General features: G+C 51.2%; 33 protein-coding genes. 27 read left to right on the top strand and 6 right to left on the bottom strand.

All coding sequences use genetic code 11. The features are described from left to right. The first annotated feature begins 3 nt into the window (after positions 1-3). The 5 genes from PYR65_RS13145 (at position 4) to PYR65_RS13125 (ending at position 2,258) form a co-directional block, all read left to right on the top strand. Positions 4-312: a hypothetical protein gene (locus PYR65_RS13145; protein ID WP_276118315.1), complete on the top strand. Its 309-nt coding sequence runs from the start codon at positions 4-6 to the stop codon at positions 310-312. A gap of 79 nt (positions 313-391) precedes the next feature. After that, positions 392-538, top strand: a complete 147-nt coding sequence (locus PYR65_RS13140; protein WP_276118314.1) for a hypothetical protein — start codon at positions 392-394, stop codon at positions 536-538. Between the two features lie 4 nt (positions 539-542). Continuing rightward, positions 543-728 (top strand): hypothetical protein, encoded by a 186-nt coding sequence (locus PYR65_RS13135; RefSeq protein WP_276118313.1) that lies wholly within the window; start codon positions 543-545, stop codon positions 726-728. A gap of 913 nt (positions 729-1,641) precedes the next feature. Next, a complete protein-coding gene (locus PYR65_RS13130) occupies positions 1,642-1,875 on the top strand; it encodes a DUF6894 family protein (protein ID WP_276118312.1) in 234 nt (77 codons plus the stop codon). A 71-nt stretch (positions 1,876-1,946) separates the two neighbouring features. Then, on the top strand, positions 1,947-2,258 hold the full coding sequence (locus tag PYR65_RS13125) for a hypothetical protein (RefSeq protein ID WP_276118311.1): 312 nt from the start codon (positions 1,947-1,949) through the stop codon (positions 2,256-2,258). Between the two features lie 2 nt (positions 2,259-2,260). On the opposite strand, the gene PYR65_RS13120 is transcribed toward PYR65_RS13125, so the two are convergent. From PYR65_RS13120 to PYR65_RS13110, 3 genes are all read right to left on the bottom strand, one after another. Further along, on the bottom strand, positions 2,261-2,446 hold the full coding sequence (locus PYR65_RS13120) for a hypothetical protein (RefSeq protein WP_276118310.1): 186 nt from the start codon (positions 2,444-2,446) through the stop codon (positions 2,261-2,263). 114 nt (positions 2,447-2,560) lie between these two features. Beyond that, positions 2,561-2,836, bottom strand: a complete 276-nt coding sequence (locus PYR65_RS13115; protein ID WP_276118309.1) for a hypothetical protein — start codon at positions 2,834-2,836, stop codon at positions 2,561-2,563. Positions 2,837-3,198: 362 nt separating this feature from the next. Beyond that, positions 3,199-3,444 carry a hypothetical protein gene (locus PYR65_RS13110; protein WP_276118308.1) on the bottom strand — a complete coding sequence of 82 codons (246 nt, stop codon included), beginning with the start codon at positions 3,442-3,444 and terminating at the stop codon, positions 3,199-3,201. Positions 3,445-3,593: 149 nt separating this feature from the next. Here PYR65_RS13110 and PYR65_RS13105 point away from each other — a divergent pair, with 149 nt between their 5' ends. Continuing rightward, on the top strand, positions 3,594-3,833 hold the full coding sequence (locus PYR65_RS13105) for a hypothetical protein (protein ID WP_276118307.1): 240 nt from the start codon (positions 3,594-3,596) through the stop codon (positions 3,831-3,833). 23 nt (positions 3,834-3,856) lie between these two features. Here PYR65_RS13105 and PYR65_RS13100 read toward each other — a convergent pair whose 3' ends face one another. Beyond that, positions 3,857-4,084, bottom strand: a complete 228-nt coding sequence (locus PYR65_RS13100; protein WP_276118306.1) for a hypothetical protein — start codon at positions 4,082-4,084, stop codon at positions 3,857-3,859. 309 nt (positions 4,085-4,393) lie between these two features. Here PYR65_RS13100 and PYR65_RS13095 point away from each other — a divergent pair, with 309 nt between their 5' ends. The 5 genes from PYR65_RS13095 (at position 4,394) to PYR65_RS13075 (ending at position 9,199) form a co-directional block, all read left to right on the top strand. Next, positions 4,394-5,047 (top strand): recombinase family protein, encoded by a 654-nt coding sequence (locus PYR65_RS13095; RefSeq protein ID WP_276118305.1) that lies wholly within the window; start codon positions 4,394-4,396, stop codon positions 5,045-5,047. 569 nt (positions 5,048-5,616) lie between these two features. Then, positions 5,617-5,796 carry a hypothetical protein gene (locus PYR65_RS13090; RefSeq protein ID WP_276118304.1) on the top strand — a complete coding sequence of 60 codons (180 nt, stop codon included), beginning with the start codon at positions 5,617-5,619 and terminating at the stop codon, positions 5,794-5,796. Between the two features lie 873 nt (positions 5,797-6,669). Continuing rightward, positions 6,670-8,133 carry a hypothetical protein gene (locus tag PYR65_RS13085; RefSeq protein WP_276118303.1) on the top strand — a complete coding sequence of 488 codons (1,464 nt, stop codon included), beginning with the start codon at positions 6,670-6,672 and terminating at the stop codon, positions 8,131-8,133. A 32-nt stretch (positions 8,134-8,165) separates the two neighbouring features. Continuing rightward, positions 8,166-8,513: a hypothetical protein gene (locus PYR65_RS13080; RefSeq protein ID WP_276118302.1), complete on the top strand. Its 348-nt coding sequence runs from the start codon at positions 8,166-8,168 to the stop codon at positions 8,511-8,513. Positions 8,514-8,530: 17 nt separating this feature from the next. After that, entirely contained in the window at positions 8,531-9,199 is a 669-nt protein-coding gene (locus PYR65_RS13075) for a GIY-YIG nuclease family protein (protein ID WP_276118301.1), read from the top strand. Positions 9,200-9,277: 78 nt separating this feature from the next. On the opposite strand, the gene PYR65_RS13070 is transcribed toward PYR65_RS13075, so the two are convergent. Both PYR65_RS13070 and PYR65_RS13065 read right to left on the bottom strand, forming a co-directional pair. Next, positions 9,278-9,487, bottom strand: a complete 210-nt coding sequence (locus PYR65_RS13070; RefSeq protein ID WP_276118300.1) for a hypothetical protein — start codon at positions 9,485-9,487, stop codon at positions 9,278-9,280. A gap of 118 nt (positions 9,488-9,605) precedes the next feature. After that, a complete protein-coding gene (locus tag PYR65_RS13065) occupies positions 9,606-9,962 on the bottom strand; it encodes a hypothetical protein (protein ID WP_276118299.1) in 357 nt (118 codons plus the stop codon). A gap of 79 nt (positions 9,963-10,041) precedes the next feature. Between PYR65_RS13065 and PYR65_RS13060 the strand changes: the two genes are divergently transcribed. The 16 genes from PYR65_RS13060 to PYR65_RS12985 all read left to right on the top strand — a co-directional run bounded on the left by PYR65_RS13060 (position 10,042) and on the right by PYR65_RS12985 (position 24,302). Continuing rightward, positions 10,042-10,272, top strand: coding sequence for a hypothetical protein (locus PYR65_RS13060; protein WP_276118298.1), 231 nt, complete (start codon positions 10,042-10,044; stop codon positions 10,270-10,272). Further along, positions 10,265-10,696 (top strand): hypothetical protein, encoded by a 432-nt coding sequence (locus PYR65_RS13055; protein WP_276118297.1) that lies wholly within the window; start codon positions 10,265-10,267, stop codon positions 10,694-10,696. The genes PYR65_RS13060 and PYR65_RS13055 overlap by 8 nt, the downstream gene beginning before the upstream one ends. Further along, complete coding sequence (locus PYR65_RS13050) at positions 10,689-11,072, top strand: hypothetical protein (protein ID WP_276118296.1); 384 nt, start codon at positions 10,689-10,691, stop codon at positions 11,070-11,072. Before PYR65_RS13055 ends, PYR65_RS13050 begins: the two co-directional genes overlap by 8 nt. A 40-nt stretch (positions 11,073-11,112) precedes the next feature. Further along, positions 11,113-12,543, top strand: a complete 1,431-nt coding sequence (locus tag PYR65_RS13045; protein ID WP_276118295.1) for a hypothetical protein — start codon at positions 11,113-11,115, stop codon at positions 12,541-12,543. 29 nt (positions 12,544-12,572) lie between these two features. After that, positions 12,573-14,696, top strand: coding sequence for a portal protein (locus PYR65_RS13040; RefSeq protein WP_276118294.1), 2,124 nt, complete (start codon positions 12,573-12,575; stop codon positions 14,694-14,696). Further along, positions 14,683-14,922 (top strand): hypothetical protein, encoded by a 240-nt coding sequence (locus PYR65_RS13035; RefSeq protein ID WP_276118293.1) that lies wholly within the window; start codon positions 14,683-14,685, stop codon positions 14,920-14,922. The genes PYR65_RS13040 and PYR65_RS13035 overlap by 14 nt, the downstream gene beginning before the upstream one ends. A gap of 38 nt (positions 14,923-14,960) precedes the next feature. After that, the gene (locus PYR65_RS13030) at positions 14,961-15,857 is read left to right on the top strand and encodes a hypothetical protein (RefSeq protein ID WP_276118292.1); all 897 of its coding nucleotides are present in this window, start codon (positions 14,961-14,963) and stop codon (positions 15,855-15,857) included. A 13-nt stretch (positions 15,858-15,870) separates the two neighbouring features. Then, positions 15,871-16,797, top strand: coding sequence for a DUF5309 domain-containing protein (locus PYR65_RS13025; RefSeq protein WP_276118291.1), 927 nt, complete (start codon positions 15,871-15,873; stop codon positions 16,795-16,797). Between the two features lie 98 nt (positions 16,798-16,895). Further along, positions 16,896-17,234 (top strand): hypothetical protein, encoded by a 339-nt coding sequence (locus PYR65_RS13020; protein ID WP_276118290.1) that lies wholly within the window; start codon positions 16,896-16,898, stop codon positions 17,232-17,234. Position 17,235: 1 nt separating this feature from the next. Further along, complete coding sequence (locus PYR65_RS13015) at positions 17,236-17,799, top strand: phage adaptor protein (protein ID WP_276118289.1); 564 nt, start codon at positions 17,236-17,238, stop codon at positions 17,797-17,799. After that, positions 17,793-19,304 carry a hypothetical protein gene (locus PYR65_RS13010; protein WP_276118288.1) on the top strand — a complete coding sequence of 504 codons (1,512 nt, stop codon included), beginning with the start codon at positions 17,793-17,795 and terminating at the stop codon, positions 19,302-19,304. The genes PYR65_RS13015 and PYR65_RS13010 overlap by 7 nt, the downstream gene beginning before the upstream one ends. 31 nt (positions 19,305-19,335) lie before the next feature. Next, positions 19,336-19,623, top strand: a complete 288-nt coding sequence (locus PYR65_RS13005; protein WP_276118287.1) for a hypothetical protein — start codon at positions 19,336-19,338, stop codon at positions 19,621-19,623. Between the two features lie 71 nt (positions 19,624-19,694). Further along, complete coding sequence (locus tag PYR65_RS13000) at positions 19,695-20,015, top strand: hypothetical protein (protein ID WP_276118286.1); 321 nt, start codon at positions 19,695-19,697, stop codon at positions 20,013-20,015. Then, positions 20,015-22,027 (top strand): hypothetical protein, encoded by a 2,013-nt coding sequence (locus PYR65_RS12995; RefSeq protein WP_276118285.1) that lies wholly within the window; start codon positions 20,015-20,017, stop codon positions 22,025-22,027. Before PYR65_RS13000 ends, PYR65_RS12995 begins: the two co-directional genes overlap by 1 nt. Continuing rightward, positions 22,027-23,427, top strand: coding sequence for a hypothetical protein (locus PYR65_RS12990; RefSeq protein ID WP_276118284.1), 1,401 nt, complete (start codon positions 22,027-22,029; stop codon positions 23,425-23,427). The genes PYR65_RS12995 and PYR65_RS12990 overlap by 1 nt, the downstream gene beginning before the upstream one ends. After that, positions 23,427-24,302, top strand: coding sequence for a hypothetical protein (locus PYR65_RS12985; RefSeq protein WP_276118283.1), 876 nt, complete (start codon positions 23,427-23,429; stop codon positions 24,300-24,302). Before PYR65_RS12990 ends, PYR65_RS12985 begins: the two co-directional genes overlap by 1 nt. Positions 24,303-24,312: the final 10 nt, after the last annotated feature.

Genomic DNA, 24,312 nt, shown 5'->3' with positions numbered 1-24,312 from the left:
CAAATGAATGTCATTGACCACATCATTAAAGACGCCGAAGCTGGCATTGAACTCGCTGATCGGCACGAACAAACCGGTCATGGTTATAACCGTGACGCGACGGACCAAGACAATATCTTTGCGCACGAAGCCTCAATTGAAGCCATAGACGCCGCAAGTTCGGCGCGTGCCTCATGCCAAGATGCGATCACAGAGGGGAAGGACGAAGCCCGGATTGCGGCATTGAAAAAAGGCTCGGAACAACTTCGCCTATGTGAACTCGCGCTGGAAAAAGCAGCGGGTTTCCTGAAAAAGAGCGAGGGCGACCAATGACCATTTCAGTCGGATCAATCATCGTCATTCTGTTGGTCCTTTACCATGTCGGCTACGAAGCCGGTCAGGTGCGATAACCATGGAAACCGCATTTATGATTTGGGGTTTCATCAGCACCATCTGGTCATCCGTGATGGGCTACACATTCCACTTCGACATGGGCACCATTGTAATGGTCGGTGCATTTGTCGTCCTCTTTGCCTTCAAGCGTGGCGCATATCCATAGGTGTTTGACGGATGCAGCTGTTGCAAGCTCCCAAGCAATGTGGCGGCGCGACGGTTTTGATGAGGAACACAATGCGAGAGAAGAGCGCAAGCTGAAGGCAGAGAAAGAGCGCTGGCGAGAATGGACCGTGGAACGGGAACGACAGAAAGAAGAGCAAGCTGAACTGCAAAAGGAACTGGCTGGCTGGTGATGTCGTGCTTTAGCGCGGCAACGTTCCGATCAATACGCGATTGCCTTCGCGGTTGCCACACTGGCATTTCAGCATGCCGCGAAGGTTTCGCAAATACCGATCCCCACATTGCCGCAACACCGCTGTCTTATCCAGCCAAGCCACGCGCCCACACTTCCCGCATCTCGCCCCAAGCACTTCCCATTCACGCATGCCTCTCAATGTCTGATATTGCTTACCGTCATGCTCCCCAAACACGCTTGGCGAGAACGGGGCGCAAAGGTCAATGCCACGAGCGTGTTTCACGATAGTCTCCGAAAATAAGGATTTAATTCCTTAGATCAGCCCGATTCTGCCGCGCTGTAAAGGTATATTTTCCTTAATTCGTCAAACTGTCGATGTTTGGTTGACCGGCTGCAGTGATCCCTCGCATCTATCGGTGATGAAATGCTGCCGCCTCACCTTCCCGTTTTCACGCCATGCCCTATCTCAATGCCCTGCCCTGACTATGAACTCAACTTGATGTGGTCCGTGCAGACCGGATGGGCTATTGTCGTCGTTTTCGATTATGGACTTGCATGATGTTTACATTCGCAATCGTTTGTCTCGTTATGATCGCCTTCTTCGTTGGGATATCGGTTGGGTATCTGGCAAGCGCTGGTGATCAAAAAAAGCTGCGAGACGCTCAACTCGAATTGTCTGCCCTTCGGATCGACCTGAACGTAAGTCAGACACAATCAGCCGAACGTTCACGCCGCTATGAGAAGCGCTTATCAGCAGCCCAAGAGGCTATTGGCGAGTACGAGGGAATTTTCGACGACATCACAAATCAACATCAGCAGACCCTATCAGCCGTAATTCTACCATTCAGAAAATAGCTTGGAACCACAATAACTTGCCCGCGTTCACGTCCTCAAGATGACGGGAGCGACAAATGGCATTGTACTATTTTCATCTGCGGAATGGCGATGATTACGAGGAAGACACGACCGGGGTTGAATTGCCTGATGTGGACAGCGCCCGAACAGAAGCCATCGTAGCGGCGCGGGAGATATTGTCCGAACAGATTGCCCTTGGCATTCCGATTGGCAATCAAGTCTTCGAAGTCTGTGAGGAAGACCAGTTCATGGTTTTCAAGCTGGCTTTCAAGGACATCCTCCACAGCTGATGCTGCAAATGCAACTACCCTACCCTTGACCAACCACCCAATGCCTATAGCTTTCTGAGGAAAGCAGGACGGTGGTTGCTATGACAATGGTTCGGATTAGCGCTCAAGTCGAAGATGCAATTCTCCTTGCGCGCCTTCACCGAGCGACCGCGCTGGACCTAATTCACGACGCCGAAGACGTTGAACACCAAGCAGCCATCACATCAGCATCGAACGCGCTCACCTATGCCGACGAAGCCCTTGTCCTATTCCGGCGCGTGAACAAGCTACTCCCCGACCTCAAGGCAGCAAGGCAAGCGAAACTGACCGGCGATTTGGTCTTACTGGAGAGTGGAGCGGCGCTGCTGAAGGCTCGCCAAATGCTCGGCAAAGAAGTGTCGTAACCTTACACCGTTCTGCGCTTGGTATTCGGCGGGTCGGTTGCTTCCGGTGCGTTGTCTTCAACCGCTTGCCAGTTAGCCATCATCAGCGAAAGAATTGCCGTGGTTTCTGCCGCAGGCGTTCCCTTTTTAAGTTCGGTAACAATACGGGCCTGCCACAGCCGCTGGACGGCTGGCGTCGGTTCTTTCATGCTTACAAAAATCCATATCTAAAAATAATGATCTGCAATTCCGCTATGCGTATACAATAGAATGTTAATATACTATAGAAACTTTAGATGAACGACGGGTGAACAGGACAAGATTTAACTATCCGCAACTAACGCAATCAACTTTTTTTCCACCAAACATGCTGTGAGTAAATCAATCTCACCATTCAACAATTGTTTTAACGTCATTTCATCTGGCAGACGCATCCAACATTTGAATATACCCATCACCGGTACCGCTTCAAAGTCCAGCTCTCTTAGTTCTCGACGAAGTTCCAAAGCCGAATGGTGACATTGTTCAACGGTGTCAGCAAAAATCATTGAGGCGCTGTCACCGCTTGGCAGTTCATAGGCAAATAACGTGAAAACCATGACTGCAGCGATCCTGATACGGCGGGATATACTATGTGTATATCAGCTAACCGTGAATAACGGCTTATCAGCAATGGCTAACAGTTAGACAGTAAGAGTTCCATTTCTACTGCGTGTCTTCAAGCTGAGTTCCGCGTCGTAGCCTTCTACGGCTTCCCAAGATCGAACCATTTCGTTGAAGGTATCGGCAGTTTGTTTGGTTGACACACCTTTCGCGTAATCGGCATTGACACGCGCCATTCATAACCGAAGCTGCGCCGGTGAAGGTTTCTTATTCATCTGAACCATCCAACGTTTCACTTAATGCGAGTGGTCGAACGACATTACACCAAGTCAAGCAGTGGGTACATTAGTGATTGCGGTTATCCACCTTCACTCGCCTTGAGCGGCAGCGCTCGCAACAGCCTCAACCGGTTGCCTCCCATCAATTTGATCAGGCCTTCGGACTGCAACCACGTCAGGGCGTTCAAAGTCTCATCTTGAGTAAAGCGGCGCTCGACAATCATTGGAATGCCAACCTCGTACATCACAACCGGATGATCAACCGGTGGATTGATCGACCGCAGAACATCAATGAGAGCGTCTACAGGGCTGATCTCGTGTTTCATGCCGACCAGATTGCAGCGAAGAATGTCGGGATTGTGGTAAGATCGCCTTCCGCCGCAAATTGTGGATAGCAAAAAAGCTTCGGAACACAGTCTTCTTAAAATGCGTTGGACCTGTCATCGTCTGATCCACGTAGCGGAGTTTTTGCGAAATGGCTTATGAAGCGGGTATGTTGATCATGTTCGACGTTGTGACGAAGGGCGTCTTTGTCGAATTCCGGAACACATTCGAGAGCTTGCCCGGTCCATATGAGGATCGTGCAGCGGGCATAGCGGCTGGCGAAGAGTATTGCCGCGAACATGGATGGGATGGCAGCGACACGCGCCCAAGCTCAAATGACAACGACTGGGAAGCTGGCGAGGATCAGGCGACGGAAGATAAACGGGGCTGATGAAGCAACCGGTGTCGCACCGTTCAGGCAGTTTGCTCATCGGGTAGCGCCTTGACCAATCGCAACCTATTGCCACCGACAAAATCGAACAGCCCTTCCCCCTGTAGCCTAAGCAACCCGTTCAACACTTCCATTTCGGTGAAGCCTTTCGCAACGAGCGGCACACCAATGTCGAAACAACTTACCGGCTTGGCAGTCGTTGCTCCGATCTCGTGCAACAGTTCGATGATGGCTTCATTAATAGATGGCATGACCGATGATCACCTAATGGGTTTGTCAGCACATGGCGCGTTATGAGCACGAAACTGCTATCGACGGAAATGTTTTCTTTGCGTCACCACGTTTCCCGCCCCGGCTGCTGACATCGCCAGAACTCTCGCCGCAATGATGTAATACTATTACATTCGAACAAATCGGCAATAATAGGATGGTCCCTCACTACTTTCGTTCGGTCGCTGAAAGTTCACTTTGCCTAAATATATCACTCACAACGACTGTGGTTATTTGACATAGCCTGTTGTGATTGATATATTTTCGTCCAATAGAGAGTGACCAATTCAATGAAGCAATACATCACATACATCCGCGTATCGACCGCCGAACAGGGCAAGAGCGGACTCGGACTCGAAGCGCAGAAGCGCGACATCGCCATCTACCTCGACAACTTCTCCGATGTTCCCTTCGAAGTCATCGCCGAATTCACGGAAGTCCAGTCGGGTGCCGACGATGATCGCCCAGAACTTACCAAGGCTCTTGCCCTTGCACGAAAGACCGGCGCTGAACTGCTGGTGTCGAAGCTGGACCGCCTGTCTCGTAAGGTGTCGTTCATCGCAATCGTAATGGATGATCCGAAGGTAAAGCTTCGCGTGGCTTCAATGCCCCATGGCGACAAGTTCTCGCTCCACATTTACGCCGCACTGGCAGAACAGGAGCGCGATTTCATCAGCATCCGAACCAAGTCAGCGCTTCAGGCAGCCAAGGCGCGTGGAGTGAAGCTTGGTGGATTGAGAGACAAGACCAATGAACGCAACAAGGCAGCAAGCGCTAAGGCGGATCGCTTCGCATCGTCGGTGCTGCCTATCATCGCTCGGCTTCGCGATGCTGGCGATACCCTTCAGACGATAGCAGACGCGTTGAACACTCTTGGTCAGCAGACACCAAGAGGCGGCAAGTGGACATCGACAGCAGTTAAGCGGGTTATCGATAGAAGCTGATGCAAGGCGATTGCCCGCAAACCCCTACGCCATAAGGGTTCCTGCGCATTTCCCTGAGATAAACTCACACTTCGATTGAGCGGCACTCACCATTGTACCATCCTGCACGTAAACGCATTATAGCGGTGCGTAACATACTGAAAACAAACAGCTATTTTCAGCAAAAATCAAGGAAATTTGCACCCTACCACCCCCGCTGGACTTTCGCAGAATATGAATATGGTCGTCCGCAATTTTTACAGCGAAATTGAACTCCGAAATCATGAGAAGCTAAAGCGCGTCGCATTTTGTAATCAAATCAAATTTTTGCAGGGTAAAAACGCCTAAAGACAGCGCCAATTTCAAGAACGATCAGGAATAATCTTGCTCGCTGAACTTTGTTTCGAAGTTTAATATTTTTAGTTTTCGGATGGGCAAAATCGCTATTGCGTTAAACTCATTGTTTGCCTTAGAAAACCGTTCAGACGAAGAACGAAATAGCAAAAATATGCCGATAAAAATCGGGCAAACGTTTGCTGACTCGAACAGCTTCGTTCCGTTAAGTCTCAACCTAATTGATAAGGGAAAACATGACCAAAAACGATCCATCACTTGATGAAGTAATTGACTTGCTCATCGAGCGTTTCCGGCTTGAACAGTATCCAGATGTCGAACAGTCGTTCGATTGTGACACCTACACCGCCGTGGTCAAAAGGACCGAAGACACCGACAAGACGGCGATATTCACAGTAAGAGTGACGTATAAATGATTCAGTGCCACATTAGGCGATGCCGGGAACCACTCATGGAAGCTGATGCCCATTCGTCGATGTTGGTAAGACTTGCTAACGGTACGTGATTCAATCTCATGGATGTTGGATTGATCGCTCACCAAATCCAGTTGAAAATCCATGAAAACCGATGGGCGCGAGCTTGTCTCGCGACCGTCCTGCGAAGCAGCTCGTTTGGTGGTGTTAGATGGGATTTCCATAAGATTGATATTGGATAACCGTTATCGATTTCATGAGGGTAATGGATTGTTCTTGGCGATTGGTAACGTTTCAAATCCATACCGTTTACGTTTCCATGACGATTGGTTCGCGTTCATAAAATCTCATGAAAATTTGATCGATACCAGTGACCGTTAACTTATACCTTCCCAAACAAGTTGCTTCGCAAGATCGTCGCGAGACAAGCTCGCGCCAATCGGATTCAATGATATGGAAATGACGATTGGTAGTTTACCAGATGGTTTGGATAGCCTATAATATGAACCTTCCCAAACATCATTGTGTCCCTTAGATAACCCCATAGGAATCCTAAGGCTTTATCGTGGGGACAAAAGATATCTTGAGAGCTGCCCGCGACGGGACGGCGCGAAAATTAGCAAATCCATTTTGCGTTTTGATACATTTTCGAAACATTATTCTACCGAAAATGCCCGAATTTCCACATCCGGGTACTAAATAAGACAGGAACAGAGAACCGCTTGGAAATTGGCTCTTCTATTCCGAAGGTCATCAAGCTGTTTGAGTTCCCAAACCTGTAAGAAGCAAAAGAAAAAGTTTCAGAAGGTCCGTGGCGCAATTCCAAGCGGTCGCCATGGACCTTTTTCTTTGCACACTATTTACAGGAAAGGACAGTTGAAACAGACCATCTACTATGCGGATTGCCCCGCTGGATCAGGCAAAACACACTCACTTCACCGCCACATAAAGAAGCTGGACGGTCATGCAACCATCGCCACGCAGACGAATGCTCTTTCACATCAGCAGAGTTTAGACCTTGCTAAGATCGGCGTTGACGCTCGCGTAATCAGCGGTGAAACCGTTTCCGACTATTGCACCAAGCAATACGTGCGCCACTGCACGGACGAACGAGATAGTGTCGCACTCATAAATCAGAACCTCATCAAACAGCTTCTTGAAGCCGCAGCGTACCGGCATTTGTTCGTTGATGAAATCTTTTCGCCTGTTGAAAAGATTGAACTCCAAGAAGAAATCTCGGCATCGTGGGCATTCGTCTCCAATCTGGTTTCTAATGCGGTTGAGACGGAATTCGAAGGTATTCTGGAAATACTCAGCACCGACGACACGAAAGAGATTGCCGAATTTGGTGCATCTCGAAAATCATCCTTGAAGGCACTTCCTCATGTACGTGAGTTCTGTAAGTGGGTTGAAGATGACCATCGCCGGGTATTTGTTATTGGTCGATCCCATAAAAATTTCCAATCGAATATCCAACCGAAATCGGTTGCGAAGAAGCGGGCTAACCGCAAGCTGACCCTGTATGCATTTCTTCAGCCAACCGTGTTCGGACCATTGGAACATGCTCCCACGTTGATGGGTGCCAACTTTTCACAGAGCAAGCTTTATCTGTATTGGAACGGCATGGTGGATTTCGTTCCGCATCCGGAAATCAAGGGTATTCAGTATGACGACTTCGCTCACAAGGCGTCGCAAATTATTGCACGCCCTTGCTCTGAAACGCCACTCTCTGGGCGGTATCTGCATGAGAAAATTGGTTACAAGAACTTCTGCGACAGCGTTGCCGAGTCATTCTCTGCTGAATATGGCAGCGTTCCTCACCTTGTCGCTTTGAACGCTGATCAAAGCTTCGATTGGAAGCTGGAAAACGGCAAACAACTTTCTGCAAACCCCATGGGTTTGAACGGCTTCATGGACCGATACCACGCCATTCACCTCGCCACACTTTATCCGTCTCAGGAGGACTGTGAGATGTGGGAAGCTGTAGCCAATGTGTCCAAGGAACAACTGATAATCGCTCAAGCCTATGAGATGATGTATCAGTTTCTCACCAGATCAGCCGTTCGCGATGGCGACTTAGAATGCAAGAAGTCGCTGGTCTTTATCGTCCTCGACCGACAAGCAGCGGACTACCTTTGCGACGTGTTCGGTGCTGAGAAAGGCGCTGAGGTTTTGCCCGTCCCTGCCCTCACAAATTACACCAAGCCCACTCGTAAAGTCCGCTCCGATAAGAAGCCGCCGCTCTCCATTGATGAAATCAGAGCAAAGGCAGCTGCAAAGAAGCGCGATCAACGCGCAGCCGCGAAAATGGCAAAAACGCAGATCGCTGCGTCAGCCTGATAAAACAACTCACATAAAAGGAAACAAAACCAATGATACTGAATATACCTCCATTCACCATCGATCCGGACGATCTTCACATGTACACAACCGTCATGGGTGTGAACTACGAGCAACTGGAAATAGCGCATTACTCTGAAGTGTTAAACAGGCTTCTCTCAACCGTTCCAGAGGGTGAACCAATTCAAGTTGTAACTATTGATAGGCGTGTTGGTGACATTTGCCAGCGGCTTTTGGGGCTCAACAAAAAGCCGAAGCTTATCGATACGGGGCGCGATCCTCTCGAATATTTCGGTGTCGAATACAGGTTGAAAGATGGAAAGCGCATCCCGGCACCAATCAACAGACGTGAACGACGGAAATCTAAGTCTAAGCGCTAACCAAAGAGAAAGGACCATTGACACCATCATCGACTATCAACGCCAAGAGCGGCGTTTATCAGCTTCGTAACACCATCACCGGCAACAAATACGTTGGTCGAAGCGCGAGCTTACACACTCGCCGCAATGCCCACTTTTCGACCATGCGCCGCCGCGATCATCGAAATTCCCGCGTACAGGCTGACTTTGAAGCACACGGCATAGAGTCTTTCGTCTTTGAGGTGCTGGAGTATGCCGACAAAGGCTCACTGAAGACCGCTGAACAACGTCTCCTCGATCAGGGCGGCTTTGCCTACAATTTCGCTAAGAGTGCGACGGGCGGGCACGGCGGCTTCACTCACAGCAGTGAATCCCGCGAAAAGATCAGACAATCGCGGATCGGCACAAAGCAAACCGACGAATCCCGCCGCCGTCAAAGCCAGACCCGCCGCGCTATGAAAATGACGGGTTCCGATAGTTGCCGGTTCGGCGGCTATTTCCATACTCCGTGGGGAAAGTTCGGCAGTTCATATCAGGCATCTGAAAACGGGCTGGTAACGCAACCGTCAATCATTAAGTGGTGTAAGAACGCCGACAATACTATTTCCAGCAAATCGTTTGGGAAGTCGCCTTATCTCCAATCCATCGGGAAAAGCGTGATCGGCAAGACACCAAGACAATTGGGCTTCTCGTTCCAACCGGTTTGACGAAATGCCAGGCTCTCCATCATAAAACGAAAAAGGCGACCATCAGCGGTCGCCTTTTGTCATTTCCAGTATATCATCTCAGTGCTGAGACTGCACCAAAGCGTCCAAAAGCTCGATCTGGCTGCGTTTTCCCTTGCGGTAGGTATCCATGAGAATCTTGGCTTGCGGATAGGCATTTGACCTGTCGATATCATGCTGATTGCACCAAACGGTCAAAGTCTGTGCCATCATTTCCAGATCGTTGCTGGGTATCATCTGCATGTCGCTGCCGTCTTCGTAGGGTGTCATGGACCGCCCTCCTTGCATCCTTGTGATTTCCCGACAAGATATCGATCAAGCCGAAAGATTCAAGTGAAGGTTTTGAGTCTGAGCGGAATTTACCGTAAGTTGTTATTTTTCAAACCTATTACGATTTCGCCTTCGGTGTACGGGCCTTGCGTGGCTTTTTGACAGCCGGTTCTTCGCCAAGTGGCGTGCCATAGGCGGCTTCGACCAGTGCCTTGAAATCTTCATCGGATCGGGCCTCGGATGCGATAAAGTGGAAGAACTCAGTGGCCTCCTGCTTGCTTGGCAACGAATATTCGCCATCGAGCTTGCCCAACGTAATGCGATAGCCTTTCCCATCCGGCTTTGCCCACGAACGTCTTGTCAACTTATCGTCGGCAAGCGCATCTCTCTGTCTTTCCAATGCCGTCATAAACGTGTCTACGGCAGCGTTTCCCTTGATTTCGTAGCCTTTCAAAAAGTCCAACAACACAGCCATATTAGAATCCTTTCAAACGCGTTCTGTTTCCTAAATAAGCAAAACGGCAAAGCGTTCCAAAAGGCAAGCAAAAATACTCATGAAACTATTTTATTCGTTTCCGCGTGGCTATTCATCGGAAATCACAAAGGCCCGCGAAGACAACGAATTCGATGCATGGGTTGACGGAAAGTTTGGGAAATTCATTCGGGAAACCATCTCGGATGACTTCATCATGGAAATCGGTGATGCCGGTTTCAGTGTCGATTTCGTTTATGAAACGGATGGCGATGTCTTCTTGAAAACATTGGGAGGTCGCATCGATGCCTAAACCAACTTCACCTGATGACAAGCGTCTTTCGCCCGAATTCAAAGAGAACCTGAAGAAGCGCGGTTTTCAAAAGGGGCGCAAACGTACGGGGGGTGTTATCCCGATCCCGCCCGATGTCAAAGAAGCCCTGAAGGCCCGCACCATGGATGCCGTCGAAACGCTCTTCGACGTTATGCAGAATTCCAGCAACGATAACGCTCGCGTGAAAGCCGCTGCATATTTCCTTGATCCGTTCGTATCGAAAGCGGCTCAAACCGTCGATGTGAACCACAAACATACTATTGCCGATCTGCTGACCCAAGCTAATCAGATGCGCTTGAAGGATGACACCAAGACCATCGACATCACGCCGATTGCGGTTGTTGAACCCGATGCATCGCCCAAACTTCGTGTTGTCAGCCAGCGAGTGAAAGGCAATGATTGATTGGCTGTTTTCTATCGTGGCTGCAATCATTCTCTGGCTTTCCGTCAACGGCTTTCAACCGTCGCACATCATCGCCGGGTTCTTCGGCAGCATTGCTCGCGCCGTTGTCGCCAAGTCTGGGACCATCGGTGAACGGCTTGTCGGTGGTTTCACCGGCTCATTGTTCGCGGTCTATTTCACCCCGCTCGTTTGCATGTTGCTTGGCATTCCCGATGTTCAAATCCAGAACGCCATCGCGTTTTCCATCGGTCTAATCGGCATGTACATCGCTGAAGCCATCATCATCTTGGCAAAGGAATACCGCAACAATCCCGGCAAACTGAAGGAAGACATGCGCGACTTCCTGTTGAGACTGATTACACCGAAGGACAAGTGACCTAACCGGCTCACGAACACTGCTCTTTCCTAAATATTGGATGAGCAATAATGATCAAGAAATTCAGTCCCTTAGAAACCTCATTGACCTGTATCACGGCGACATTGCTGTGTTTGCGGAGCAGGTCTTCGGTTCGATCCTCACCCCAAAGCAAATTGAGTTTTGCGAAGCCTTCAGGACTAAGCGCACCATCGCCTTTCGCGGCGGCGTTGGGTTCGGGAAGACGCACGCCGAAGCCATCGTTACATGGTGGTCACTCATCACTCATGACCAAGTTCAAATATCGATATTTGGACCGAGCGAACCGCAACTTAAGGGCGGCATATACAAAGAGTTGCAACTTCTGTACGGAAGGATGCACCCGTCGTTTAAGGATGCTTTTGACGTAGCAGCAACCCGTATCAGCCGGAAAACCAATCCGTCATCCTGCTTTGCCGAATACCGTCTCGCATCTGGCGATAGGCCTGACAATGCACGCGGTATTCACGCCACGAACAATTTCGTTCTGGTGGACGAAGCCAGCGGTATCGATGACGAGGTCTTTACCGGCGCGTTGCTGAACGTCCTAACCGACCCGAATGCCAAGCTGGTGCTGGTGAGCAACCCGTCAAAGGCATCCGGCTTCTTTTGGCGGTGCTTCAATGATCCGGACATCTCTGATCAGTGGACCCATGTCCATGGGCAGATGAATGACAGTCCGCACTTCAATCCGAAAACGTTCGAACAGCTTTCCAAAAACTACGGTGGCGTTACGTCTCGGCAGTACCGGGTCATGGTACTTGGCGAATTCCCGCTCTCCGATGTGGACGGCTTGATTGCTCGCGAATTCATCGATGCCGCTGTTGCCAATTATGACGAAGTCGAACCATCCCCGACCGTTCCTGTGGTTTGGGGATTGGACCCGGCTGGCGCTGGCAAAGACGCTTCAGTGCTTTGTGTGCGGCACGACAACAAGCTGCTTGAATTTCATGAGTGGCGCGGTCTTGAGCCCACTGCCCTATCATACAAGGTTCGCGACCTATTCGAGAAGACGCCGAAAGCCCTTCGACCGGCGATCATTAGCGTCGATGCGACCGGACTTGGTAATGGTGTCGCATCGAACCTGAAGGATTTCGGTCTCCCTGTTCATTCCGCCATTTTCGCGGGCACCCCAACACGCAATCCTGAAAGGTACTCGCGTGTCCGTGACCAGCTGTGGTGGGAGATGCGGGAATGGATACACTCCGAGAATGTCGGCATCCCCAACCATCAAAAACTTATCGAAGAGCTTGCAGTTCCGACCTATGACGACAATTCCGGCAAGATCAAACTGGAAGACAAAAAGAGCATCAAGAAGCGCCTGACAGGTGGACGATCACCGGACTATGCCGACGCTTTAGCGATCACGTTCGCCGTGTCCAAGACGCGATATGCATCGAAATATGGCTGGTCGAAGCCCATACGTTACGACCATCTACAAAGCTTCGAATGAACCTAAATACCGTAAATTGGTAAGGGTTTATGGCTGAAGAAGACATTATTCTAAAGAGCATTTCAGGTCCATTGAAGGATGCGGTGAAGTGGTCAAATTCAAACATCGCGGCAAAGCAGGAACAAGCGCTCAAATATTACAAGCGCTCCTATCTTCCCGGTGACGACAAGCTTAAAGGGCGCTCGAAATGGGTCAGCCCCGAAATCGCGAAAAATTGTGACTGGATGACCGCGAGTCTCGTAAGGATATTTGACGCTCCGGAAAACGTCTGCGAATTCGTGCCCTTTGGTCCGGAGGATGAGGCGGTTGCCACACAGCAGACCAAAGTCGTCAACTGGATCATTAAGACCAAAAATTCGCATCTGTCGTTCCTTAAGCCATGGCTTCAAAACGGCTTGATTTGCGGCTTGGGCATCGTCACCGTTGAATTCGATATTCAAAGCCAGGAATCTCTTGCTCGCGTCCTGAAGAACATCCCGAACGACCAGCTTGCAGCCTTCATGCAACAGGAAGAAGCCGGTCAGATCATCATCGAGTCCGCTTCGAAGCCCAAGCTCAACGAACAAGGCATCGAAACCCGCGATCTGAAAATTCGGTCCATCAAGCGTGTTCCAACCTTCAACATTTTGAGCGTTTCACCAGAAGATTTCGTAGTTTCCGCCGATGCAAAGTTCTCGAATGAGACTGGTGGCATTCAGGCGAAGCTTCAGGGTCACCGCAAGGTCATGGGAAAGCAAGACCTGATCGACCTTGGCTTCGATGCCGAAAAGGTGCGATCGATCCCCCTCGCCAGCGACAAGAGTGACGGCATTGCCCTTGAACGGTCGAAGGACACAGACGGCAAACAGGGCATTTCCGGCGATGATGTCTCCGTCTATCAGATTTACACCAAACTGAAGCTGGACAAGAAGAACCGCCATTACCGGCTTACGCTGGCTGGCGATCTCGATGCGCCGGTTTTGCTCGACTACGAAGAAACCACGAAATATTACCCTTATTCGGCTTTCACCCCCTACGATATTCCCGACACGCTGTTCGGTCTCGGCATTCCCGACAAGATCGGCGATGACCATCTGATCATCACCCGCATGAACCGCGCGGTTCTCGACAGCCTGCATATGGCTGTTCACCCGATCAAGGTCGTCAATCCGGATGTGACCAATCTTGATGACTTGCTGAACGTATCGCCGGGTTCCGTGATCCGCTCAACCGACCCGAACGGCGGCATTTCGTACAACACCCCGCCTTTTGCCGGTGGTCAGGCGATCCCGGTAATCCAGAACCTCACACAATCGTTGGACTATTCGACCGGTGTCGGACCTTCCATGGTCAGCATCTCGGCGAAAGACATGCAGAATGTGACCGCCACGGCGGCAAACCAGCAGTCGAACTCTGGTCAGCTGATCGTTGAGTCCATTTCTCGCTACTTCGCAGACACCGGCTATCGCTATCTGGTGAAGATGATTGTGGATGCGCTGATCCAAAAGCCAGACGAAGCGCAGGAATTCGTTTCACGCCTCACCAATGGTTTCGTGCCGATTGACGAATTCACCCCTGACTTCGACGTGACGACTTCGGTCGCCTTTGGTGTCATGAGCCGTGACCAGTCAACACAGACGCTCATGAACCTGTTGGGTCAGCAGATGCAAGCAATGCAGGCAGGTTTGCCGGTTGCCAATGCACAGAACATCTACGCCACACTGTCAAAGCTCGCGGAAACAGCTGGTTTCAAGAATGCATCGCTGTTCTTCACCGACCCGTCATCGATACCTCCTGCCCCGAACCCGCCGACTCCCGTCGATCCCAACGCCGGTCTGATCGAAATCGAGAAGGTCAAGGCACAGCTGAAGGCACAAGACGCGGAAGCACAGCGCCAGTTCGATTTGCAAAAGTTTATCGCCGAAACCGACCTGAAGCGCGATCAAATGGCGCAAGATTTTGCCCTGCAAAACGCCGAAATCACAGCAAAGTACAATGCACAGATCGACATCGCTCGGCTGAAGCTTGAACAGTCCATGCCGCGTGATCCATTGGGCAACATCGTCATGCAGCCGCAGCCTATGTCGCAGCAACAGCCCGATCAGATGGCACCACCGCCTGAACAGATGCCGCAACAGCCTAATCCGATGGGTATCCGCAATGAAAGCCATTGATAAAGCGAACGCGGCAATCCGGCTCAAAGACAACGAAGATTACAAGCTGATCTTGAGCGCGGTGGAAGCCGACATCTTCGAAGCATTCAAGAACGTCACCATTGGCGATGCTGAAGCTCTGAAGACAGTTCACGAACTCGCTCACGGCTTCAAGCTGCTGAAATTGCGTGTCGATAAATATGTCGAGCTTGCGGTCTTCGAAGCGTCAAAGAATGAAGATCGCTAAATAAACCAAATTCATACAAACGGAATTCACAGAAAGTAATGGAAGATGAAGCAACAATCCCAGAATCGGGAACTGCATTAGACGTTAATGAAGCGGCAAATCTAATTGCCAAAATGAACGACTTGCCTGAAGACTCGGTAGAGCAAACGGAAGAGCATGTTGAAAACGAACCGACGACCGAAGACGTTGTCGAAACACCAGAAGAGCAATTTGTCGATATCGACGGGAACCAGATTTCCCTAACTGAAATCCGCAATAGCTATCTGCGACAGCAGGATTATACGCGAAAGACGCAAGAGATTGCAGAACAGCGTAAACACTATCAGGAAAACCAGCGCGATATCAATCAGCTTCGCACTCAGGCACTCGAAAACCTCGAAACCCTGAAACAGCAAGTCTCCATTGAATTTCGTATGGCTGAAGTTCCGGATTTTGATTTCCTTGCTGAAAACGATCCCGGTGAATACGTCCGTCAAAAGGCGATTTGGGAGAAACGTGAAAATGCAGTTCGCCAGCTTTACGAAACGGAAATGCATCTTAAACAGAAGGCATCCGAATACGAAGCCGAGCAGCATAAAGCCGCACTTCAGGAATCCAGCGCACGTTTTTACGAGAAGTATCCAGAACTGAAGGATGCTGCCAAATCAAATGAAGTGTTTGGCGATATCACTCAATATCTGATCGATACCGGTTTTTCGGAAAATGAAATTCGCGGCATCAGCGATCATCGAATTATCGACATCCTTTATCAGAATGTTCAGGCACAGAAAGCCCAAAAGAGCATTCCGGCAGTTGTCGAGAAGATCAGCAAGAAGCCAATTCTTTCGCAGAAGGAAACTTCACGGAAGACCGATCATGATCGGGCGACTTTCGAAAAGTTCAACAACTCACGTTCCGTTGCAGATGCGGCGGCTCTAATCAAGAATCTACTTTAAGGAGAAGGCAAAAATGCCCACACTTATTACTACTGCAGTCTCACACGTCAAAGAAGACCTCGCATCTATCGTGTCCATGATCTCGCCTGAGGAAACCCCGTTCGTTTCCGCCATCGGCAAGACCAAGGCAACCGCTACGAAGCATGAATGGCTTCAGGACACGCTTGCCGCTCCGAACAAGGACAATGCCGCAGTCGAAGGTGCTGATGCATCCGACGCAACGCTTGCTGGTCCGGTTCGTCTCGCCAATCAGGCACAGATTTTTTCAAAGGTTGGGGTAGTCAGCGGCACCCTTCAGGCTGTTTCGACGGCTGGCACCAGTGACGAACTCGCTCGCCAGATCGCGAAGGCGGGCAAAGAATTGAAACGTGACCTTGAAGCCGCTCTTGTGTCTGCCAATCCTTCAGTCGCGACCGGCGCTCGCAAGCTCGGTGGTGCAGAAGCTTGGATTAAGACCAACTCCAATCACGGCGCAACCGGCGCGACGGCTGGTTATACTGGCGGCGCTGTCGGCGCGGTAACCGCTGGCACGGCACGCCCTCTTACCGAAGCTATGTTTATCAACATGCTTCAGGGCATCTGGAATGCCGGTGGTGATCCGAAGAAGGTCATCGCACCGGGCACGCTGAAGTCGAAGATTTCCACCTTTGTTGGTGGCGGTCAGAAGCAACAGCAGGCAAAGGACAAGACCGTTCACCAGAGCGTCGATGTCTACGTTTCGGACTTCGGCACCGTCGATATCCTCCCGCACCGCTTCATGTCGGCAACGACCGTCATCGGCTTTGATCCTTCGCTTTGGAATCAGGCTGTTGTTCGTTCGATGGAGAAGGTCAATCTCGCCAAGACTGGTGACTCTGACAAGTTCCAGCTGATCACCGAATTGACGCTTGAATGCCTCAATGAAGCTGGCAACGGCAAGGTAGCTGACCTGAACGGCTGATAACACCAACTTCAGGGAATAACTCAAGGGCGCTCGAAAGGGCGCTCTTTTTTTGTCGGTTCGCTAAATACACGAACGAGACAAAATGGATGAAAGGAATGGACGAATTTAACGCTGGCTGTTTGGTGCCGGATGGACAGACTGTTTCATGGACGGAAGAGTCCGGAATTACGTTTTACATGCACCGTGAAGGCGACAAGCTGCACATGCGTTGGTCATCGCCCGACCTGCAAACGCTGTTTGATGCAAACGCTGCTGAAGCCGCCGATTTCAACGCGACCGGCTCGCACGGAAACTTGGTCAAGCAAGCCAGCATTCCAAGCCAACTGTATTGGCAATGGCAACGTGAAGGCATCATTGACGACAAGCAAGCGCTGCGCAGACGCCTGAACGACAGCGACTATTCGAAGCTCCGCACATCGACGTGGAGTCTCTAATATGACCTACGACGAATTCATTGAGCAAATCGACTCATACACCATCCGCACAGACGCGCCGATTGCAGCCTTCATCACACGCGCCGAGTCTTCTCTCCGGACAATCGTGAAGCATTACCTTGCTGAAAAGACCGTGACCCTTAATGTCGCCGCGAACAGGGCAACGCTGCCTTCGGATTTCCGCGAAATCCGCACCATCACCGGCAGCGCTGGCATCACGTATCGCCCCATTGCGCCGATGAACGCGGTATTGCAGGAAAACGAGGTTGGATATTATCGCGACGGCAACAGCATTGTCTTTGTTGGATCGCCTGATAGCTCCATCGGCTTTCAATATTCATCCGCATTTCCGGATTTGACCGCGACCCAATCGAACTGGCTGTTTGAACGGTTCCCCAATGTCTATATCGCCGCCGTGCTGAAGTCCTTCTATGAATGGACCAAAGACCCGGAAGGCGTGCAGATCGAACAGGCGGCGCTCAATGAGGCTTTGAGCATCGTTGCAGAAGACGACCGTCGCGGGCGCGTCACCGGCACCATTATCATGGGTGCTTCTTCATGGTGATCGATGTTCCCTTCACCAGCTTCACGCCCGATCTACCGGCGCTGAACAATCCCGGTCTCGTTCGGGCGCATAACTGTTCGCCCGGTCTTGGCGCTGGTCCAGGTCAGGTCACGTTCTTCCCCCTGAAGTCAGCAAGCCTTTATTCAAATACGTCAATGACTTCCATGCCATTGGGTAGCGCAGTCGGTCAGGATAAGCTTGGCAACGCGAAAGTGTATGCTGGAAACGCAACCAAGCTGATGAAGCTCAACCCGGCAAACCGCCAGTGGTTGGATATCAGCAAAACAGGCGGCTATCTCACGACTGGCACAGAGACATGGAAAACCGTTGAATACGGTTCGCTTTCCGTCTGGACCAACTACAGCGACAATCCGCAACTCATAGACATGAATACAGACGTGAAGTTTGCCGATCTGACCACACTGGTTAAAGGCAGGCATATCAACACTCACAAAGGCTTTGTCATCCTCGGCAACACCTATGATGCCTTGGACGGTGCTGTGCCCTACCGCGTCCGATGGTCCGGAATCGAGAGTCCAAGTGACTTTTCGCCCTCACCCGCTACACAGTCAGATTTTCAGGACATCCAAGGTTTCGGCGCTGTGCAAGGCATTGTTGCTGATGACAGCTGCTACGTCATCCTTCAGCGCGGCATTGTGCAAATGCAGTATATTGGCGCACCGTACGTTTTTTCCTTCACGGACAGGGTGACGGGCCTTGGCTGTTCAGTGCCACAAAGCATTGTCACGGTTGAATCGAAGCACTTCTTTCTATCGGATTCGGGCTTCTACATGCTTCAGGGCGGTCAGCTTCAGCCTATCGGCAACGGCAAAATCGATAAGTGGTTTTTGGAGACTTTTGACAGCACCCAATCCAGCTTGATGACCGTCGCAGTCGATCCGCGTGAAACCCTCGTAACGTGGCAGTATCTGTCAAAGAATGCTGTTTCTGGCAAACCCGACGTGATGCTGATTTTCAATTATACGACAGGCGAATGGACGACAGCCGACGCAACCACTCACTTCATTTTCAATAGCATGAGCCTGCCTTGGACAATCGACCAGCTGGATGAATTTGTTTCGTTCGACGGTGTCCCGGCTTCATTCGATGACCCAATCTGGTCTGGAGGCAAAGCCATGCTTTGGGGTATGGATAGCACCGGCAGGATTTATTCGTTCTCTGGACCGCCGCTTGAATTGAGCGTTGAAACGCCGGAATTTCAACTATCGCGCATGTTCCCGAATGAGACGAACGCAGACATTGCTATTGTAAGTGCAGCCAGACCGCTATTCGAAGGCGACGGCACAGCGCGTATTTCTGTTGGCACAAAGTCACTACAAAATTCAGACATTGCATGGTCCGAATTGGAAGAATGTAACGCCGAAACGGGGTTCGCGTACTTCCGGTCAAGCAGCCGGTACCAGCGGTTTAAAATGACTATCGGCGGCAACTGGACACGCGCATTCTCGCTTCAGGTAGACGGTAAAACAGCCGGTAGACGGTAACCGCAAAACGATTGCTGACACTAAATAAGTCATGCAATTCGTACACGATCACACCAATTCGCGCCTTGTCGCAGACGTACTAAATCAAGTCGTTTCCACCTTTGATAACGTGGGTTCGGCAACGCTTTCGACTGGCACGACCACCACGGTTAACAATCCGAAAGTCAATTCGCGAAGCGCTGTCATTCTACAGCCACGCAATGCCAATGCGGCGGCATCCGTTTATTTTATCAGTTCAATTGCCAATGGTTCTTTCGTCATCGGTCATATTGCCGGTGCGGCGGGCAGGACGTTTGATTACGCCCTGTTCGGTGTCTGACTATGAACTTGGGGTTTTCTGAGAACGAATATCAGCGTGTTCGCGACTGGCTTATGTCAGCAATCGCATACATGCCAGACGTATTCAACGAAGCTGAATTGCTACTCAATCTTCAAACAAACGAATGGCATTTGTTGACCACTGAAAACGCCGCTTGTGTTTTGCAATTGGGCGAATTCGACGACGAACGTTTCGCCAATGTATTGCTTTTGGGAGGCAAGAAGAACGGTAGCCTACGCGAAATTATGCGCGCTCATTTGGTGTTCTGCGATTTCTGCAAGACGCTTGGTATCACCAAAATCACCGGTCAGCCACGAAAGGAATTTCACCGTTTCCTACTGCGAAATGGCTTCAAACAAAAACAAGAAGACTTCGAAAAGGAGCTTAATTAATGCCAAGTACACCGAAGGAAACCACATCAAAAGTTGAGCCGTGGGATGGTGCCAAGCCATATTTGCTTGAACAGTATAAAAAAGCGAACGACCTGTTCAATGCGGGCGCTCCAAAGCCATATGGCGGAAAGACTATCGCCGACCAGTCGCAGGCAACGCTCGATGCCCAGAAACAGGCTGAAGCCCTCGCCCGCAACGGTACCGGTACAGCAGTCCTGAACAATGCCAGCAACGCCCTGAATGGTGTCCTGACACAGAACGGCAATACGCAGGCTAACCAGACCCTTTCACAGCTTCAGAACGGAACGTCGCTCGGCACCAACCCGACGAACGCCATGGCGGCGCAAATCGCCAGTGGGAACACCCCTTCGGCACCGGGTCAGTACAATCAGAATTTCCAGAACCCCGCCCTCGCCCAAGCGGCTGGCAATGCCAACTATACCAATGGTGCTGCGCAGGCTGCACAAGGTTTGGGGAATTACACCAACTCGGCAATCGGCAATATCCAGTCGATGTTGGGTTATACGAACCCGGCTGCACAACAGGCACAAAACCTTGGCAATTTCCAGAACTCGGCTGTTGGTCAGGCGCAAAACTATAACCAGTTTGTAAACGCCGGGTCTGGTTTTCAGCAGTTGCAGGCACAACAGCTTCAAAACAGCAACAATCCCGCGATGGATTACCTACGCGATACTGCCAGTGGCGCGAACATGGGCAAGAACACAGCGCTTGATGCCATGGTGTCTAACCAAACCGACGCAATTGCCAACAAGCTGAAGAACGTCACAAACCCCGGCATCGATAGTCAGGCTGCCTCTATGGGCAGGATGGGTTCAAACGCTTTTGCTAATGCCCGGAACTCGGCAGAGCAAACCGCCGCCAACGAAATGGGCAAAGTCTCGACTGAAATGTACGCCAACCAGTTCAATGTGGACCGGCAGAACCAAATGTCAGCCGCAAACCAATATGGGCAGTTCGCCAACCAAGACACGCAAAACGCGATGAATGCCAATGCAAACCTTTCGCAGACCAGTCAGGCACAGCAACAGTCACGACAGGCTGGCACCGCTCTGTATGGCGATCTTCAGAACTCGCAAAACCAACAGCGGTTGCAGGGCACCCAGCTGTACGGATCGATGGCGCAGGACCAACAGAATAGCCGCTTGAACGCTGCCAGCCAGTTGGGTGCAATGAACGATAGCCAACAGGCTGCACGCCTCGCCGGAAATTCGAACTACGCCAACATCCTCGACAGCCAGCAAAGCCAGCGCCTTGCCGGTCAGGGTCTCTATGGTGACCTCGCGAACAGCCAGCAGACACAGAACTACAATGCTGCCAACGCGATGAACAGCCAGTTCAACGCCAACCGCGATTATCAACTTCAGGGTTTGAACCTTCAGAATTCATCGTACCAATCCAACATCGCCAACATGCTCGGCATGAATGATCAGCGCATGAATGCTGCCAATTCGCAGTTGAGCAATCAGAACACCGTGAATGGGCAAAAGCTCGATGCGGCTGGTCAGGCGGGTTCGATCTACCAAAACAACTTCTTGCCGTCGCAAATGCTGGCTGGTGTTGGCGGTCAAAAGGATCAGCGCTCCGACCTCGAATTGCAGTCAGCCATCAACGCATGGGATCGCAAGGAACAGCAGCCAATCCAGAATATCCAGAACATGATCAACATGTTGAACGGTGGCGGCTACAGCAACACCACGACGCCGGTTTATTCGAACACGGCGGGTCAGGTTCTTGGCGGTCTATCGTCGCTGGCTGGTCTGTTCGCTCTCTGCGATGCGACCACGAAGGTTCTACATAGGATTGTCGGCGAAATGCCGCTCACCAGTGGCGACACCCTGTCCATCTACGAATTCTCATATTGCGCCGATCCTGACCAGAAAATTTGGGTTGGTCCCGTTGCGCAGGAAGTCGAGACGAAGACCGGCGCTGTCATCGAATTCGTAGGCAAGAAGCACATCAAAATTGATGAACTGATCAGGAGTGCAGCATAATGGGCGTCTTTGACTTCCTGAATCCGAAAAAGAAGAAGCCCACAGACGGCAACGACCTCGAAGCGGTGGTTAATCCCGCCGCCAAGGAAAAGCAGAATTTTCTTTCGCAGTTCCTTCCAGAAGACGACACGAAAAAGCAGGCGCTTGCCCAAGCTCTGCTTTTGGGTGGGGCTGGTTTAATGAGCGCCGCAGGACCAAGCGTACAGCCAAGCAATTTTCTTTCGTCGCTTGGTCAGGGCATCGGTTCTGGCGTTGTCGGTTACAATAAGTCTCTTGAGAATTCATCAGACACCATGAACGCCCGAACGGCTTCGAACGCCAACAATGCTAAGATGCAACAGGCGCAAACGGCGGTACAATTCGCCAGTTCCATCGGGTCTCCTAATGGACAAAACGGATATTCCATCGAACAGCTACAGAAAATCTTCGAGTATCAGGTTCAGTCTGGTGATGATGCTGGTGCCCGCGACACGCTCGGTATGATCCAGAAATTGTCTCAGACGGCAGCTGCTGAAGGCATGGTTATTGGAGAAGACGGCTCATATCGTCTGGCGGATGGGTATGCAGGCGGCCTCTTCGATACTAAACGGGCAGAATCGCTCGGCACCGCTGTGGGCGCAAATTCTCAAAAGACGGCGTCGCAAAAAGACTTTGAGTACAGCAACGCCAACCCGGCTTTCCGTGAAAACGAACTTCTCTTGAAACAAGCTGGTGTCGCTCAACCGGACAACAAGTTCTTCGGCAAATCCGCTGAAAAAGCCGCCGAGCGGTTTGCTGGCTATCAAGAGCAGGGTTTGAAGTCATCAGAACTGACCAACAACGTCGGTCGCATGGCTGAATTGAGCAAAAATATCGGCACCGGCAAATGGGCTGAAATCAAAAAGACCGTTGGTCCTTGGGCACAAGCTGTCGGCGTCGATGTCGTCGGAATGGACGAAATTCAGGCGTTTGAAGCCATGGTTTCAGCCGTCGCACCGCAAATGCGCGTTCCCGGTTCCGGTGCCACATCCGACTTCGATGCCAACCAGTTCTTGAAAGCGCTGCCGTCTATGGCGAACACGCCTGAAGGCAACGCCCTCATTGCCCGCACCACGACCGCAATCGAGCAAAACAAGGTCAAAGCCGCTGAAATCGCCAACCGCGTCTATGACTCGGAAGACCCGCTGTTCGGTAGGTGGCAGGATGCCGAAAAAGAAATCAACGCCCTCCCCGATCCGTTTACGGAATTCCGTGAGGCTCGCGGTGGCGGCAATACATCGCCAGATACCACTGGCAGCGTTCAGCCTTCCGCAGATAATGCTGTCGTTGTCGGCTCTGAAGCGGAATACAACAAACTTCCGGCTGGTGCGACCTATCGTTTCGCTGGCGATCCTGTCGGGACCATGCGGACGAAGCGCTGATGGTCAATTACATCCGCTACGCCAATCAGGGCGCGACCAGAAATCAGCAGCTTTCCGAAGACCTTTTGAAACGGCTTGGCTATCTCGAAAAAATGGGCATCACCGCTGAAGTGTTTAGCGGTGGTCAACCCGGCAAAGACGAAGGCGGCGCTCGCGTTGGTTCCACCCGTCACGATCATGGCGGCGCGGCAGACGTTCATTTTTTTCGGGGTGACCGAAAGCTCGATTGGTCCAACCCGGATGACGTGCCAATTTTCGAAGAGATTGTCCGCAACGGTAAGGCGAACGGGATCACCGGTTTCGGTGCTGGCGATGGCTACATGTCGAAAGGCAGTATGCACATCGGCATGGGTAATCCCGGCGTATGGGGCAAAAACGGCTCCGGAGACAATGCAGCGCCATGGCTTCGCAATGCCTATAATGGCGCTCCATCGGGCAAACCCGATGTGATCGCCGAAGTTCTCGCTGCTGGTGGAAATCCCGCCGTCTCGGCACCGGCATCACCACCGTCTGAATTCCAGTCAGTCGCCCTCGCCGCGAACACCAAGACAGAGCCGAAATCAAACAACGGCATTCTGGTCGATGCTTGGAATCGCATCACAAAAAGCAATGTGCAGATTCCGCAGCCGCCGAAGGAAATTCTCGGCATCGAGTCCGGCAAGTTTGGCAATGCCGCTTCCGGTATCGGTGACTTTGCTAAAGCCCTGATGGAAAGCGACCAGCAGCTAAATACCCAAATACAGGCTTCAGCTGGTCGCGGGCGACAAAACACGCCTGTAGAATTTACCCTGATGCCCACGACAATGATGCCTTCGGCGCTACCGCTCAAGAAAAAGAAAGGCAGTCTTGGCGGGCTTGGCGGATACTTTGCATAGGAATATTTGA

The organism is Pararhizobium qamdonense (genome assembly GCF_029277445.1).
GTDB classification, from domain to species: Bacteria; Pseudomonadota; Alphaproteobacteria; order Rhizobiales; family Rhizobiaceae; genus Pararhizobium; species Pararhizobium qamdonense.
The sequence above is the reverse complement of the archived record's forward strand: the minus strand, read 5'-3'. Positions and strand labels throughout refer to the sequence as shown.

What these genes read in the sequence shown, in the direction of transcription:
- PYR65_RS13145 (WP_276118315.1), top strand. Translation starts at nt 4, where the DNA reads ATGAATGTCATTGACCACATCATTAAAGACGCCGAAGCTGGCATTGAA.
- PYR65_RS13140 (WP_276118314.1), top strand. Translation starts at nt 392, where the DNA reads ATGGAAACCGCATTTATGATTTGGGGTTTCATCAGCACCATCTGGTCA.
- PYR65_RS13130 (WP_276118312.1), top strand. Translation starts at nt 1,642, where the DNA reads ATGGCATTGTACTATTTTCATCTGCGGAATGGCGATGATTACGAGGAA.
- PYR65_RS13120 (WP_276118310.1), bottom strand. Translation starts at nt 2,446, where the DNA reads ATGAAAGAACCGACGCCAGCCGTCCAGCGGCTGTGGCAGGCCCGTATT.
- PYR65_RS13115 (WP_276118309.1), bottom strand. Translation starts at nt 2,836, where the DNA reads ATGGTTTTCACGTTATTTGCCTATGAACTGCCAAGCGGTGACAGCGCC.
- PYR65_RS13110 (WP_276118308.1), bottom strand. Translation starts at nt 3,444, where the DNA reads ATGAAACACGAGATCAGCCCTGTAGACGCTCTCATTGATGTTCTGCGG.
- PYR65_RS13105 (WP_276118307.1), top strand. Translation starts at nt 3,594, where the DNA reads ATGGCTTATGAAGCGGGTATGTTGATCATGTTCGACGTTGTGACGAAG.
- PYR65_RS13100 (WP_276118306.1), bottom strand. Translation starts at nt 4,084, where the DNA reads ATGCCATCTATTAATGAAGCCATCATCGAACTGTTGCACGAGATCGGA.
- PYR65_RS13095 (WP_276118305.1), top strand. Translation starts at nt 4,394, where the DNA reads ATGAAGCAATACATCACATACATCCGCGTATCGACCGCCGAACAGGGC.
- PYR65_RS13090 (WP_276118304.1), top strand. Translation starts at nt 5,617, where the DNA reads ATGACCAAAAACGATCCATCACTTGATGAAGTAATTGACTTGCTCATC.
- PYR65_RS13080 (WP_276118302.1), top strand. Translation starts at nt 8,166, where the DNA reads ATGATACTGAATATACCTCCATTCACCATCGATCCGGACGATCTTCAC.
- PYR65_RS13070 (WP_276118300.1), bottom strand. Translation starts at nt 9,487, where the DNA reads ATGACACCCTACGAAGACGGCAGCGACATGCAGATGATACCCAGCAAC.
- PYR65_RS13065 (WP_276118299.1), bottom strand. Translation starts at nt 9,962, where the DNA reads ATGGCTGTGTTGTTGGACTTTTTGAAAGGCTACGAAATCAAGGGAAAC.
- PYR65_RS13060 (WP_276118298.1), top strand. Translation starts at nt 10,042, where the DNA reads ATGAAACTATTTTATTCGTTTCCGCGTGGCTATTCATCGGAAATCACA.
- PYR65_RS13055 (WP_276118297.1), top strand. Translation starts at nt 10,265, where the DNA reads ATGCCTAAACCAACTTCACCTGATGACAAGCGTCTTTCGCCCGAATTC.
- PYR65_RS13050 (WP_276118296.1), top strand. Translation starts at nt 10,689, where the DNA reads ATGATTGATTGGCTGTTTTCTATCGTGGCTGCAATCATTCTCTGGCTT.
- PYR65_RS13045 (WP_276118295.1), top strand. Translation starts at nt 11,113, where the DNA reads ATGAGCAATAATGATCAAGAAATTCAGTCCCTTAGAAACCTCATTGAC.
- PYR65_RS13040 (WP_276118294.1), top strand. Translation starts at nt 12,573, where the DNA reads ATGGCTGAAGAAGACATTATTCTAAAGAGCATTTCAGGTCCATTGAAG.
- PYR65_RS13035 (WP_276118293.1), top strand. Translation starts at nt 14,683, where the DNA reads ATGAAAGCCATTGATAAAGCGAACGCGGCAATCCGGCTCAAAGACAAC.
- PYR65_RS13030 (WP_276118292.1), top strand. Translation starts at nt 14,961, where the DNA reads ATGGAAGATGAAGCAACAATCCCAGAATCGGGAACTGCATTAGACGTT.
- PYR65_RS13025 (WP_276118291.1), top strand. Translation starts at nt 15,871, where the DNA reads ATGCCCACACTTATTACTACTGCAGTCTCACACGTCAAAGAAGACCTC.
- PYR65_RS13020 (WP_276118290.1), top strand. Translation starts at nt 16,896, where the DNA reads ATGGACGAATTTAACGCTGGCTGTTTGGTGCCGGATGGACAGACTGTT.
- PYR65_RS13015 (WP_276118289.1), top strand. Translation starts at nt 17,236, where the DNA reads ATGACCTACGACGAATTCATTGAGCAAATCGACTCATACACCATCCGC.
- PYR65_RS13010 (WP_276118288.1), top strand. Translation starts at nt 17,793, where the DNA reads ATGGTGATCGATGTTCCCTTCACCAGCTTCACGCCCGATCTACCGGCG.
- PYR65_RS13005 (WP_276118287.1), top strand. Translation starts at nt 19,336, where the DNA reads ATGCAATTCGTACACGATCACACCAATTCGCGCCTTGTCGCAGACGTA.
- PYR65_RS13000 (WP_276118286.1), top strand. Translation starts at nt 19,695, where the DNA reads ATGCCAGACGTATTCAACGAAGCTGAATTGCTACTCAATCTTCAAACA.
- PYR65_RS12995 (WP_276118285.1), top strand. Translation starts at nt 20,015, where the DNA reads ATGCCAAGTACACCGAAGGAAACCACATCAAAAGTTGAGCCGTGGGAT.
- PYR65_RS12990 (WP_276118284.1), top strand. Translation starts at nt 22,027, where the DNA reads ATGGGCGTCTTTGACTTCCTGAATCCGAAAAAGAAGAAGCCCACAGAC.
- PYR65_RS12985 (WP_276118283.1), top strand. Translation starts at nt 23,427, where the DNA reads ATGGTCAATTACATCCGCTACGCCAATCAGGGCGCGACCAGAAATCAG.